Below are 12,401 nucleotides of genomic sequence, written 5' to 3'. Positions count from 1 at the left end.
CGCGCGCCGGTCGACGATCGGCGCGCGAACTGTTCCGTTCGATCTGGATTTGGGACGACTTCGATGCAGACCACAGTCGCCGCTACCTCAACCCCACCTTGTCTTGAGGACAAGCGTCAGCCCTGCCTGCTGAGCGTGACCGGGATCAGCAAGTCGTTTCCGGGCGTAGTGGCTCTCGACGACGTGAGCTTTCAACTCAGACGGGGTACCGTCCATGCACTGATGGGTGAGAACGGCGCGGGCAAATCCAGCCTGATGAAGATCCTGGCAGGGATATATCAACCCGATGCGGGAGAGATCCTCCTCGATGGCGTTTCCGCTCAGTTCAAAACGCCTCTCGATGCGCTGGCGCAGGGTGTCGGCATGATCCATCAGGAGTTGAACCTGATGCCCTCGATGACGGTCGCGGAGAACATCTGGATAGGCCGAGAGCCGCGCAACCGATTTGGGATCATCGACCATCGGCGCATGAATCGCCTATCTTATGATCTTCTGGCGGAGTTGAAAATCAACCTGAATCCAGAGGCGGAAGTTCGCCATCTGTCGATTGCCAACAGGCAGATGGTGGAAATCGCGAAAGCGGTTTCCTATCGCTCGCGCGTCCTCATCATGGACGAGCCCACCTCGGCACTGACAGAGCGCGAGTCGGCCCACCTCTTCGAGATAATAGGCGACCTGAGAAACCAGGGCATCGGCATCGTCTATATCTCACACAAGATGCACGAGATCTTCGAAATATCAGACGAGATCTCCGTTTTTCGTGACGGCAAATATATCGGCACCCACGCGGCGGCGGCCACCTGCAGGGATGAGATCATCCACATGATGGTTGGCAGAGACATCTCAACACTGTTTCCGAAGAAGAATGTTCCGACCGATGATGTTTTACTTTCGGTTCGGGACCTCACTTTGCGCGGCGTCTTCTCGGGGGTCTCTTTCGATCTGCGGGCGGGCGAGATACTGGGCCTCGCCGGCTTGATCGGGTCGGGGCGGTCCAACGTTGCCGAGACGATCTTCGGGGTGACGCCCGCCACCAGCGGCGAGACACGGATAAGGGGGCAACGCGTCGATTTGAAATCGCCACGCGATGCGATCGCCAATGGAATGGCCTTCCTGACAGAAGACAGAAAACAAAGCGGCTGTTTTCTCGTCCTCGACATTCTCGAGAACATGCAGATTGCGGCTCTTCAAAGCCAATTCGTCAAAGCCGGTTTCGTCCAAGCCAAGGTGATTGCCGCGGCATGCAACGAGATGAGCAAGGCGTTGCGCGTCAAGAGCTCCGGAATCCACACCACGGTCGAAAACCTATCGGGCGGCAATCAGCAGAAGGTGCTGATCGGACGCTGGCTTTTGACCAAACCGGGCATCCTAATCCTGGACGAGCCGACACGCGGCATTGACGTTGCTGCCAAAGCTGCGATTCACGCCCTTGTCTCATCACTCGCCAGCGCGGGCGCGGGCGTCATTCTGATCTCCTCGGAGATGCCGGAGATCCTTGGAATGAGCGATCGGATCATGGTGATGCATGAAGGAAAGATCACCGGCGTTCTGGACCGAGATGAGGCGACGCAGGTCAAAATAATGGAACTCGCTTCGAAATAAGCGAGGAATAGAGGAACTGCACGATGGGAAAAGACACAACAGCCGCCGCCATTCCTGATTACCGTGGCAGCTTTGACGGTTGGCGAAAACCTCAGGAGCTCAATATCTTCCTGGTCCTGGTGGGGATCGTTCTTCTCTGCGAGGTGTGCGGCTGGCTTTTGATCGGGCAGAGTTTCGTCTGGAATCCGCAACGCCTCACGATCACCATCCTCCAGGTGTCCGTGGTGGGGATCATCGCAATCGGCGTGACGCAGGTCATCATTACCGGCGGCATCGACCTTTCTTCGGGGTCCGTCGTGGCGGCAAGTGCGATGATGGCGGCTGGGTTTGCGCAATCCGCGGAATGGTCGAAAGCTCTCTATCCATCACTGACCGGTTTGCCGGCGATCGTCCCGATCGCCGTTGGTGTCTTGATCGGTTTGATTGCAGGCATAACCAACGGCGTTTTTGTTGCCTATGCCCGCATCCCGCCGTTCATCGCAACGCTCGGAATGATGGTTTCGGCTCGGGGTATTTCGAAATGGTATACAAAGGGCCAGCCCATTTCGGGGCTGACCGATCAATTCACCGCCATCGGCTCGGCTGCCTGGCCGGTGTTTGTCTTCATAGTCGTCGCAACAATTTTCCATGTTGCGCTTCGCTACACCCGGTACGGCAAGTACACCTATGCGATCGGCGCGAACGTCCAGGCAGCGCGGGTCTCCGGCATAGATGTCGAAAGGCATCTGGTTAAGGTCTACGCGATCGCCGGAATGCTTGCCGGGCTCGCCGGCATCGTCACCGCAGCGCGCGCGCAGACGGCTCAATCCGGCATGGGATACATGTATGAGCTCGATGCGATTGCCGCAGCCGTGATCGGCGGAACGTCGCTTGCCGGCGGGGTCGGCCGGATAGGGGGCACCGTAATCGGCGTGGTGATCCTGGGCGTGATGTCGTCAGGATTCACGTTTTTGCGGGTCGACGCCTACTATCAGGAAATCGTCAAGGGCCTGATCATCGTCACGGCCGTGACCATTGATGTCTACCGGAATCGGCAGAAGCGCTCCTAGATCGAGCTCGCGGTCGAAGGGCGTCTATTTCCAAAAAGGTACAATAAAAAGCCGTTCAGATGAAACCCACCAAGGCAAGGAGGTTCCGCAAGCACAAAAGGACTTTAGGTCAATTCTCAAAAATTCCATCGATGGAGATCGAAAATGCAAATCAAAGCGCTACACAGTTTGGAACTGCAGCATTTTGACGTCGGCTCATTAGTCGAATGCATATCTCAAAGGTGGCGATATTTGGCCAGGGTTCACGACTTTGCTCGTCGCCTCGTCGACAAGCATGGGGCGAGCCGTGCGTCGGATCTTACAAAACGGGCCGCTGCCAGAGCATCGGGGAGGCGCGGGGCGACCCTGAGGGCAGTTGCCGAGTCAGTGAACGATCTGATGCGGTTGGACATTTTCTACCATTGACTGGACGATTCGAGCCCACGGCAAGAACTGCCCACAGTCGCTCACCATACAACGATCAACTCAGCTGATCGGGTGCAGTTCGATAGCCAACCAAACCGCATCGGCGTCGGCGAAATAGCGATGCCACGGATATTTCCACTGGTTCGTTCCGCTGACCCGGCAAAACGCCTCATAGGTAAAGCCCGGCACCATGGGGACATCTCAATAAAGCGTTGCCTGGTCTTTCTCCCGGAATTTCTGCATGCGGCCGGTTCCCAATATCTGCGTGTGGACCTCGAGGAAGGGAGGGTTGTGGTGAATGAACCAGTCGGTTCCAGCGGGTGACCACCAGAGGTTCAGTTTGAGCACGAAGCGCTGCAATTGCCGTTCCACGGCGATCTCACCGGAAAAGAACAGCGGGTCGAGCTCGACTTCGCCGACCGTGTGCTGCGGTGAGATGAAGAGCGGGATCTGGCGCGGGAAAGACCGGATGCGGTTGCCGAGCCAGTCCCAGCCGCGGAACATGACACCACTCAGGTCGACTGTCTTGCAAATTTTCGATCCGGCCGCTCTGTTCGATCATCGCCTTCGACAGCATGGCCGAGCGCCACGGCGCAATTGAAGTCTTGATCGCATCATCGAGGGCCAGCCGGGTGCTCGACAGGTTGACGACTATGCCGCTTTCGATGTGCAGGCCGGAGCCATTTTCAAAGAAATCGGCGGCGACAAAATCGTCCGTGAAATTCAGAGGTCGATGCTGCAGCAGGCCGCTACCCCGATGAATACTCATTCGATTCCCACATCTCTCGGGACCATGGGGCGATGCCGTCCTGCGATGGCAGTCGCGAAAAAGGCGCAACGACTGACGGTCAACAGGACAGAAAGAGGGGGCATCCGCAATTTCGCAGGCGCGCTTCGATCAGCGCGATCTGACGCAATACTCGCGTCGCCGGCCGGTATTGCACCATCCGCGACACCGGCTGAGTCGTCGATCCAACAGCGGACAGAGGGTCTGGCGTCGAAATTCAAGCGGCCGATCCGATTTCGTTGCGGAAACCGGGCACCGTCGCCGAACGCGGGTCAGCATGCACCGACAGCATCTTACGCACTGGGCGCTTCAGATTGCGTCACATTAGAAATCATTGAGAAATTGCGAGTTGTCTGTCGGCGAAGTCATATCGCAGGGCATTCAGCCGATCCGGGCCGACCTACCAGAGGAATGGTCGTGCACATGGAAGGCAAATCACAAAAGAGCGGAGCAAATGCATGCCTGCGCGTGAAGACGTGCCACGGCAGACCGCTGGCGAGGGGAGTTCTGCAGGCATGAAGCTTACTGGCGGCCAGGTCATCGCGACTGCGTTGAAGAAGTACGGCATAAAATATGTGGCAGCCATCCCCGCGCACGGATGCTGGGCGATGCTCGAGGCCTCTTGCATAAGGGCAGCGAAATCCCGGTTATCGAGGTGATGCACGAGCAATGCGCGGTGCATATGGCCGATGGTTACTGGCGCGCCTCGGACAAGCCGATGGCGGCGATGACTTCGATTGGCCCCGGCGCCGCCAACACCATCATCGGCCTCGCAACGGCCTACGCCGACTCGACGGCGGTCCCGCTCTTCACAGGCGGGCCGGCGACGCATATGCGAGGCCACGGGGTCATGCAGGAGCTCGATCGTCACCGCACCAATTTCTTCCCGCAGATCGCCAGCGGCGCCGTCAAACGATCTTTCGAGGCTGGTCGCGTCGATGAGTTGCCCTTTATAATGCATCGAGCCTTCAACGCCATGCTCAGCGGTCATCCGGGTCCGGTGCATGTCGAAGTGCCGATGGATATCCAGTCGGAAGCAGCCGAGGTGGACATCCACGACGTTGATCTCAGGATGGCGATGGGCCGCGCCCGACCTGACCAGCGGGCAGTCGAGGCTGCCGCCACGGCGTTGCTTTCGGCCGAGCGTCCGGTGATCGTGGTTGGCGGCGGCGCCATCACGGCGGAAGCAGCACCGGAAGTGAGGAAGCTGGCCGAAAAGACCGGCGCCGTGGTTGTCACGACCTGGAACGGCAAGAGTGCCTTCCCGGAAGGTCATGTCCTTTACGCAGGAGCAGTAGGCCAGACGGGAACTTCGGCCGGCAACAATATCGCTGCCGGGGCGGACCTCATTGTTTCCGTCGGCTGCCGCTTCACCGATCGGCGTCCAGTTGGCGCAAAGGCGTCAGTTTCTCTATCCCGCCGGCGAAGCTTGTCCATATCGACATCGACCATCAGGAGATTGGCAAGAACTGCCCGACGGCGGTCGGACTTGTTGCCGACGCCAAGATGGCGCTTGCCGATATCATCGATGCCATTTCGTCCGAGCAGTCAAACAAGGCACTTGCCCGGCGGGAAGCATTCCACAACGCGGTCGCTCGTGAGAAGACTGATTGGGAAACGCAGCTCGCCGCACGTCGCGACAGCAACCAGTTCCCTTTCACGATGCAGCGTCCGCTGAAGGAACTTCGCGAAATCATGGGTCGCGAGGACATTCTTCTCGTCGGCTCAGGCAACACGCAAGGCGTCGTGAAACAGACCTATCCGGTTTACGAGCCACGCACGCACATCACCTCCGGCAGCTACTCCTCGATGGGTTGGGCGCTGCCGGCTGCCCTCGGCACCAAGCTCGCCTGCCCGGACCGAAAGGTCTGCGTCATCCTCGGTGACGGCGACTTCATGATGTCGATGCAAGAGATGGCGGTGGCAGCGATGCACAACATCCCGATCATCGTCGTCGTGCAAAACAATTCCGGCTACATGGCGATCCGCAGCGGACAGCGAAAGATCCTCGGCCGCCATGCCGCCAGCGAATTCAATATGGGCAATGGCGGCGCCTACTCGCCGCAATTCGCTGAAATTGCCAAGAGCTTCGGCATCGACTCCTGGCGCGTCGAGAGCGCCGACAAGCTGAAACCGGCCCTGGGCTGCATTTTCGGAACTGACCCTACAGGACGCCCCGCAACGTCAACGCGCCTTGGTAGGCCGGCAGGAGCTGCTTACTGACAAGATGGCCGGGTGGTCTTCGGCTAACCGGTCCAACAGCTTACGCGAAGCTGCGATTACACGGCGGGTTTCGTCGATGGTCTGCCGAAGGTCTTCGATGTCTGCGCGCGCGCGGCGCTCATTCAATCGAGCAGCTACTATTTCAGACTTGTCCCAGGCCGAAAGCATTTTGAAGACGTCTAGCGCTCCCGCAGCTCAAACTTGAGCATTGCCTCTGCGAACCTGTGGCCGCTTTCGTCGCGTACCTTCATCACAAACTCTCGATAGAGACCATCCGGCAGCTTATCTTTGGTGATTTCGACCAAGGCTCTTACCGCCTCTTGGTTTGCAGCTTCGAGGTTGGGCAGATATGTGCCTTCCAGGTCTGGGAAGACTTGGCCGGTGTCGGTGAAGAAGAAAAAGCGAGGCATTCCTACAAACACACCATGGCGGGAATGGTTCACGCTTGCCTAGCAATTGGTTGGTCAGCAGGCCTTCGTCGCTCTAAATCACGCCGACCGATAACAACCGTGGACTGACCTCCAATGTCCGCGACATTTGGTTAAAAACGTACGCGCCAAGACTCATCGCCGCGATCGGCTTAGAATTACTTCCGAAAGGAGCGCTCTTATGCTGCCATTGCCCCACGCCGTCGATCCGAAGGTAGTTGCTGAGGTCAATAGTCTGCTAGACGATCACGCGGGGGCGGTGCCAGTGCCCGTTCACAAACTGGCGGCGGTTGTCCGGCTGCGCCTCAAAAGCCATCTTTCCATCGCGACTATCGAGGAGCTGATCGTGGACGAAGCCGAGTGTCGCCACCTGCCCATGCTGTTCGAACTGCCGGGAACGGAAGCGGCTGTAGTTTCATCTGCTCTGAGTCGCGCGACTTGAAGGTTTAGGGGCTCGGGCATTCGGCTCTGGCAGGAGAGCCCACCGCGCGTCCGCCCCAATGGTGACAGCCTATGACCAGCAGCAGCTCAACTAGTGGTACGGCCTATCCTGGCGACCTGATTCTGTTGAAGCAGGTCTTTGATCGTGTATGCGCCGAGCAAGACATTCCAGTAGGAAGCGAGCAGGCGGAGCGCCTGAGCGTGAGCGCAATGGCACTTTTCTCGGACGGCGAGTTCGACGAGGCCGTTCTCTACGAACACCTTCGGTTTGTTGCCCGCTCCCTGCCGAGAAGGGACCGAGCATGACCCACCATGATTCGGATGGTCGGCGGGTTCGTGCCGCCCTACTTACCCCCCATGGCAACCCATTGGTTCGTCCCTCCGGTGTTCGTGAAGACTGAAACCGGCGACAGGCGTGGCTGCAACAATGCCAAGGCAGCCCTTGAGCAGCTCAAGAGGTGGACCCGGAGAGGACCTCGCTGGCAAAAGGCGGTGACCCTCTGCCTGTCAGATCTGGAGGGCGATCCGATTGACCCTCAGGTCGTACGAAAGTCCTTCGAGGCTGCCGCTAAGGAAGCCAAGATGTATCTTTCCCCGTAGGAGGGGCTGAAATTTCTCCCAATATTCAGCCCTTTATTTCGTATGATTCGAAGATTGATTTTTCCGTGGAGTGACCCATAAGATGGCCGCTTGGGTTCTCGCCGAGGTGGGAGGCCTCGTATGAAGTTTTTGACGAAACCGCCGACCCGACATAATGACTGCACATGAGCTTGTTGAACAGCTGATCCTACAGGCCCGTCGCGGCCAAATCATCTCCATAAAAGACACTATTGCAGCGGTGCGCCGAGACGGGCCACATCTGGCGGAAACTGACTGCGAGTTGGTGGAGCTTATTGTCAATGTTGCCCCAGCCTTTGGCCTGTTTGTCGGGTTCGATCTTCGTGAATAGCCGCATGGCAAGCCATTGGTTGTCCCCTCCAGTCTACGGCAGGACCGACAGCACCCAGGTTGGGACGAAAGGCGAATCGGGGCGCGCTCTATAGGTCGAGAGGGGTACGGGGTTTTCGCGCGAGCCAATTACCCGATCATCCGATCAGAAACTCCGGCTAAAAAATGCTGACTATTGCGGCCTAGCACCGTGCCAATTTGTACGACTCGTACATGGCCTTGATGTCGCTCAGGCAGGGAGTAGAGTCCACTTCGGCGTGTGCCTGGGGAGGGCTGGATGAGCGTCGCGCAAAGGGTAGGTCCGCTTTTAGGGCAAGCAATCAACGTACTCCTCAACAGGGCGGACCGTGGCGACACGGTCTCGATCAAAGTGGCGCTACGCGAAGCGCGGGAGGCTGCGCCTTATTTGGTGGCCTCCGACGAAGAATTAACCGAGGCGATAGTCGAGGCAGCAACGGCCATGGGCCTCTACGTGGCTTTCGACGGTCGCGAGTAGCTGTCAGCCAAACTTCAGTCACTGTGGCATGGCGACGGAGGCGCGCCGCCCTGCGCCAATTCCAACGGTCAGAGGTAATCCGCAATTACCTTCGCAACCTGCTGAATCTGCCTGTACAACGGGAACTGCCGGCTGAGCAAAGGTATTTGCTGGAGGAACTTGATAAGGTCGACAAAGAGTGACCGCATGGCTCGCCACTGGTTCAACCCTCCGGTCCCGGTCAAGACCGAGCGTCCCGGGATCATCCGCAACGTCAACAACGCCGAGACGGCCGGCGAGGAGCTGATGAAGTGGACCAAGCGTGGCCCTTGGTGGCACCTCGCGGTGCGCGTTTGTATGGCCGTGATATTCGACGAGATGGAACCTGAGGAGGCTCGTAAGGCATTCCTGGCTGCTGCAAAAGAGGAGGGGACGTTACGGTCCTCTGATTAGAGCTGGTGATTGAAAGTTTATCAAAACTCGCGATCGGAAGCTGGTTACTGAGGGAGTCCCCTCCAATTTCCACCCAATGGCAACCCATTGGTTCTCCCCTCCGGTGTACGTCACCGACGGACGTGGGGCCACCTACGGGTGCAACAATGTCGAGGATGCCGCCGAGGAACTTATGAAGTGGACCAGGATGGGACCTAAGTGGAGGAAGGCTGTGCAACTATGCGTAGAAGCCCTCCAGGACCGTGTGATTCCGGAAGAGGTCCGTCAGGCTTTCGAGGCTGCTGCCAAGGAGGAGGGGGTGTTACGCTCCTCTGGTTAGGTCTCCTGTGTCCCTGTGCCCCTCGGCTACACCCTGAGGAGAAGTTCAGGGGAGCCTTGGGGATACCGGCCTAATCGTCACTCCATGTCGGGCACGTCGTTCCGAACCAAAGAGCGTCGTCGGCTCGCCGTATTCGTCCAGCGCCGGGTTAGCATCACGCGACCACGCAATGACATCGGCATGTTTCGTCGCCAGAGCTTTGGCGGTCCTTATCGCTCGGTCTTCGGTCTGCTGCTCGGCTGGCCCATAGGCTGCCTGGAAGTCGCCGCTCTCATCGCGGGTCGAAGGCGGTGACGACAATCAGCTTGGGGGCCTTCTGCTGAAGAAGGAAGCTGTCTGACATGTTGGTGCCTTTCGGATTGGTGAAGCCTAAGCAGAGGGCATGAAAGTGACAGGCGAAACAAGCGCCGACTCGACAGAGAGTAAATGAGGGATCATCGTCCTCACGCACCAACTAGCCTAGGTGGGGAGAAAAAAGCGTTGCTGCCTCAGCCAACGATCTGCTGATCGCATTCGGGTGAATGAGGGTGCTACACCTGAAGGGAAATCGGCCGCACACACGCGTGTCGCAGGCGGTGACCAGCACAGTCGGCCTTGGAGTAATGTAGCGTCAAATAATCATTGTTTGCAATTGCGCAGGCCGAATTTTCCAAATAGGAACGCCGGAGATCAACAAGGGAACGATTTTGATGGATGAAGCAATTGGGCAGCGAAGGGCTGATCTGCTAGGGATGACAGCAGATATCGTCGCAGCCTATGTCCAGAGCAACGCAACGCCCGTGGCGGATCTGCCGAATTTGATCGCCAGTGTTAATTCTGCGTTGTCTGGCCTGGCTGAGCCGGTCGCTGCAGCATCGCCAATACTGACGCCCGCGGTAAATCCTAAGAAGTCGATCTTTCCCGATCACATTATAAGCCTTGAGAACGGGCGCAAGTTCAAGTCGATGAAGCGCCACCTGGGCTTGCTTGGCATGACACCTGATGAGTACAGAGCCAAGTGGGGTTTGGCGTGGGACTATCCTATGGTAGCGCCCAGCTATGCGGCTCAGCGGTCTGCGCTTGCCAAAGCTGCCGGTCTCGGCCGCAAGGCGGTTGACAAAACGCCGCCAAAGAAAGCACCAGCAAAGCGCAAGGCCAAAGCCTGACAGTGCACGAATTCGGGCCATGCCATTAGGTCTAGATGGTCTAGGTGGCCTGGCTGAGAATGAGCTGCCTGGCTTCGCGGTTCAGTAAGCGCCGCTCACGCCACAACACAAGCTTCTGCACGGCTTGCGTCTTCACGTCCTCGTATCCTGACGGGGCAGGGGAGGTCGATCAATGTGCGATCGACAAGTCGAGCCGATACATCGTCGCCCTCGACAGACAATCAAATCATATCGACAAAATCGCACTACATCGATACGTCACACTCTGCTCGATGCCACTAAGCAACAAAGCCGCTGAATCCAGCAGCGCTCCGTGCTTCAAGGGCATGCCCATACGGGTGCTGGGCAAGCCTAAATTTCTTCCCCGAGCAGTATCCTGGCCTCCTTGGCCGCAGCGATGAACGCCTGGCGCGCTATCCTTGGTGGTTTTTCTCCACGGATTACGGCAAGGCATGCTTCGATTGCGGCGAGCCGCGACTTGCCCGCCGGCCTCGGCCAATCCCTCAATAGAACTTCGGCCGCGTCGGATACTGATGCAACAACTCTGTCGCGATCGATCCGGCCGGGTTGAACGACGACGGGCTTTCTGAAACGTCTCGTACGCACGACAGCCTCCAAGAACAAGATATGTTAGCTTCCGGTGATCCTTTGCGCCACATCAAACTTCGGCAAGTAGTCGACCGTGAACAATCCGCGCTCTAGCGGCGACCGGCTTGGGCCGGAGTTGAAGCAGAGCGATCAAGAGCGACAAAGACCCTTCAGCCACCTGAGCATCGCGCGCCACCGCGTCGCGTCTTCTCTCAGCTTCGATAGTTGGGGTCTTCGCGCCGAGAAGCCGCGACGCCCGCCCGGCGTTGCGTATAAGATGACCGGGCAGGCGAAAAACCTGCATGTGGTTCTCCTATGATTTGAGCTTCGCAACCCGAGTTGCGGAGAACCCCTCCTCAACTGCAAGAATCTCATATCTGTCTGAGCTCGGTCACTCTGGCACGATGATCACGGAGGGCAATGCCGCGACGCAACTACGCCGGTGGAGATTCCTTCGGAGCCGAAACCTTTCAACAAAACCGGCTCCACAAACGGGTTCGGCGCCTACGTGGCTTTCATGCCCAAGACAAGGATCGGCATCCTGATGTTGGCGAATGGCGCTCCACAACCATGCAGGAGACGCCCTGATGGCTCAGAAGCGATGCGGCGGTCAGGCTGTTTAAGCGCCCACCAACGATAACAATTGGGGTTGTGCTTTCCACGGGGATATTCCGTTGACTGGATCAATCCGATATTTTGTTTGGCCAAAATACACGCAGACCCTGCTCATCGACATGACACGGTGGATCTCGATCCGTTATTCGGGGTCGCGGTCGAGATGGTGGACCTTGGTCGGCTCCCCCCTGGTGAGGCGGTCGTCGCTTGCATGTCGGCCCAATAGGAAATGTCGTGAACCACGTTTCGCGGAAGCGCGCCTCACGATCCAGCCGTTGTGCTCCAGTGACTGGAGCACCGGAAGCATACTCTGCGGTTGACAAAGACAGCACGCGCAAGCTGGGCGTTCGAATCGCTTCACCCGCCCAGCAGGGCACAACCCACGCCGGAAACGAACTCAAAATGGATAGAAACTGGGCAACGTCAAGCGTCAAGCCGCAGCCAGGCAGGTGACCATCACCACGAATAAGAACGCAAAAAATCAGTGCAGTCATAGACGTCCCCAACTTGCCAACGACAAGATAGTCAGATGGTCGAGGTGGTAAGCTTGGCGGTGGTCAGATGGACCAAGCGCGGTCCTAAATGGAATAAAGCGGAAAGGGTGTGCATGGCGGCACTAGCCGGCGAGCTATCACCCGACGACGCCCGCATCGGTTTCAAGGCTGCCGCCATCGAGAAGAAGATGCTGGTCGCGGGTGATCCTTGACGGGACGGACGCTTGAGGCACGATCCCCACCTTAGCGCGACAATCGAAATCGTAATGCCGACGTTGAGCGACAATGAAGTACCGCACCGACTCCGTGGCTACTGGCCATCGTGGCAAGGACCACGATGCGCCTGACAAGGCCCAGGGTAACCAAAGCCCCGCTCCGGCGTTGGGGCGAGGGCGGGGGACGCTTTGGCCGGAGCGGGGTTAGGCTAGG

General features: G+C 58.1%; 17 protein-coding genes and 2 pseudogenes. 13 read left to right on the top strand and 6 right to left on the bottom strand.

Annotated elements, in window-relative coordinates; translation table 11 throughout:
• Positions 1-63 precede the first annotated feature (63 nt).
• Together NKH59_RS26360 and NKH59_RS26355 are read left to right on the top strand one after the other, a co-directional pair.
• Positions 64-1,602: a sugar ABC transporter ATP-binding protein gene (locus NKH59_RS26360; protein WP_353023490.1), complete on the top strand. Its 1,539-nt coding sequence runs from the start codon at positions 64-66 to the stop codon at positions 1,600-1,602.
• Between the two features lie 23 nt (positions 1,603-1,625).
• The gene (locus NKH59_RS26355; RefSeq protein WP_352542291.1) at positions 1,626-2,651 is read left to right on the top strand and encodes an ABC transporter permease; all 1,026 of its coding nucleotides are present in this window, start codon (positions 1,626-1,628) and stop codon (positions 2,649-2,651) included.
• A 465-nt stretch (positions 2,652-3,116) separates the two neighbouring features.
• On the opposite strand, the gene NKH59_RS26350 is transcribed toward NKH59_RS26355, so the two are convergent.
• Both NKH59_RS26350 and NKH59_RS26345 read right to left on the bottom strand, forming a co-directional pair.
• The gene (locus NKH59_RS26350; protein ID WP_352996902.1) at positions 3,117-3,248 is read right to left on the bottom strand and encodes a hypothetical protein; all 132 of its coding nucleotides are present in this window, start codon (positions 3,246-3,248) and stop codon (positions 3,117-3,119) included.
• Positions 3,249-3,257: 9 nt separating this feature from the next.
• Positions 3,258-3,560 (bottom strand): hypothetical protein, encoded by a 303-nt coding sequence (locus NKH59_RS26345; RefSeq protein WP_353023489.1) that lies wholly within the window; start codon positions 3,558-3,560, stop codon positions 3,258-3,260.
• Between the two features lie 881 nt (positions 3,561-4,441).
• On the opposite strand from NKH59_RS26345, the pseudogene NKH59_RS26340 reads away from it, so the two are divergent.
• Both NKH59_RS26340 and NKH59_RS26335 read left to right on the top strand, forming a co-directional pair.
• Positions 4,442-5,185 (top strand): annotated as a pseudogene (locus NKH59_RS26340) (thiamine pyrophosphate-binding protein); the annotation flags it as partial.
• A gap of 164 nt (positions 5,186-5,349) precedes the next feature.
• On the top strand, positions 5,350-6,066 hold the full coding sequence (locus tag NKH59_RS26335) for a thiamine pyrophosphate-dependent enzyme (RefSeq protein WP_353023487.1): 717 nt from the start codon (positions 5,350-5,352) through the stop codon (positions 6,064-6,066).
• A 179-nt stretch (positions 6,067-6,245) separates the two neighbouring features.
• Here the strand turns inward: NKH59_RS26335 and NKH59_RS26330 are convergent, their stop codons facing one another.
• Positions 6,246-6,509, bottom strand: coding sequence for a DUF6894 family protein (locus tag NKH59_RS26330; RefSeq protein WP_352542287.1), 264 nt, complete (start codon positions 6,507-6,509; stop codon positions 6,246-6,248).
• A 166-nt stretch (positions 6,510-6,675) separates the two neighbouring features.
• Between NKH59_RS26330 and NKH59_RS26325 the strand changes: the two genes are divergently transcribed.
• The 7 genes from NKH59_RS26325 (at position 6,676) to NKH59_RS26295 (ending at position 9,130) form a co-directional block, all read left to right on the top strand.
• Positions 6,676-6,936, top strand: a complete 261-nt coding sequence (locus tag NKH59_RS26325; RefSeq protein ID WP_352542286.1) for a hypothetical protein — start codon at positions 6,676-6,678, stop codon at positions 6,934-6,936.
• A 71-nt stretch (positions 6,937-7,007) separates the two neighbouring features.
• The gene (locus tag NKH59_RS26320) at positions 7,008-7,241 is read left to right on the top strand and encodes a hypothetical protein (protein ID WP_352542285.1); all 234 of its coding nucleotides are present in this window, start codon (positions 7,008-7,010) and stop codon (positions 7,239-7,241) included.
• A 6-nt stretch (positions 7,242-7,247) separates the two neighbouring features.
• A complete protein-coding gene (locus tag NKH59_RS26315) occupies positions 7,248-7,535 on the top strand; it encodes a DUF982 domain-containing protein (protein WP_352996894.1) in 288 nt (95 codons plus the stop codon).
• Positions 7,536-7,689: 154 nt separating this feature from the next.
• Positions 7,690-7,884 (top strand): hypothetical protein, encoded by a 195-nt coding sequence (locus tag NKH59_RS26310; RefSeq protein WP_352542283.1) that lies wholly within the window; start codon positions 7,690-7,692, stop codon positions 7,882-7,884.
• Between the two features lie 276 nt (positions 7,885-8,160).
• Entirely contained in the window at positions 8,161-8,379 is a 219-nt protein-coding gene (locus NKH59_RS26305) for a hypothetical protein (protein ID WP_352542282.1), read from the top strand.
• Positions 8,380-8,565: 186 nt separating this feature from the next.
• Positions 8,566-8,811, top strand: a complete 246-nt coding sequence (locus NKH59_RS26300; protein WP_352542281.1) for a DUF982 domain-containing protein — start codon at positions 8,566-8,568, stop codon at positions 8,809-8,811.
• A gap of 76 nt (positions 8,812-8,887) precedes the next feature.
• Positions 8,888-9,130, top strand: a complete 243-nt coding sequence (locus NKH59_RS26295; protein WP_353023485.1) for a DUF982 domain-containing protein — start codon at positions 8,888-8,890, stop codon at positions 9,128-9,130.
• Between the two features lie 77 nt (positions 9,131-9,207).
• Here NKH59_RS26295 and NKH59_RS33570 read toward each other — a convergent pair.
• A pseudogene (locus tag NKH59_RS33570) lies at positions 9,208-9,473 on the bottom strand (hypothetical protein).
• Positions 9,474-9,819: 346 nt separating this feature from the next.
• Here NKH59_RS33570 and NKH59_RS26290 point away from each other — a divergent pair.
• Positions 9,820-10,275, top strand: a complete 456-nt coding sequence (locus NKH59_RS26290) for a Ros/MucR family transcriptional regulator (RefSeq protein ID WP_352816273.1) — start codon at positions 9,820-9,822, stop codon at positions 10,273-10,275.
• A 351-nt stretch (positions 10,276-10,626) separates the two neighbouring features.
• Here the strand turns inward: NKH59_RS26290 and NKH59_RS26285 are convergent, their stop codons facing one another.
• Positions 10,627-10,881: a DUF982 domain-containing protein gene (locus NKH59_RS26285; RefSeq protein WP_352542334.1), complete on the bottom strand. Its 255-nt coding sequence runs from the start codon at positions 10,879-10,881 to the stop codon at positions 10,627-10,629.
• Positions 10,882-11,378: 497 nt separating this feature from the next.
• Positions 11,379-11,525: an FAD-dependent monooxygenase gene (locus NKH59_RS26280; RefSeq protein ID WP_352542278.1), complete on the bottom strand. Its 147-nt coding sequence runs from the start codon at positions 11,523-11,525 to the stop codon at positions 11,379-11,381.
• 482 nt (positions 11,526-12,007) lie between these two features.
• Here NKH59_RS26280 and NKH59_RS26275 point away from each other — a divergent pair, with 482 nt between their 5' ends.
• Entirely contained in the window at positions 12,008-12,184 is a 177-nt protein-coding gene (locus NKH59_RS26275; protein ID WP_352542277.1) for a DUF982 domain-containing protein, read from the top strand.
• Positions 12,185-12,401: the final 217 nt, after the last annotated feature.

It is taken from the genome of Mesorhizobium sp. M0998 (genome assembly GCF_040318885.1).
In the GTDB taxonomy this organism is placed as follows: domain Bacteria; phylum Pseudomonadota; class Alphaproteobacteria; order Rhizobiales; family Rhizobiaceae; genus Mesorhizobium.
Note: the sequence above shows the minus strand (reverse complement) of the source record. Positions and strands in the feature narration are given on the sequence as shown.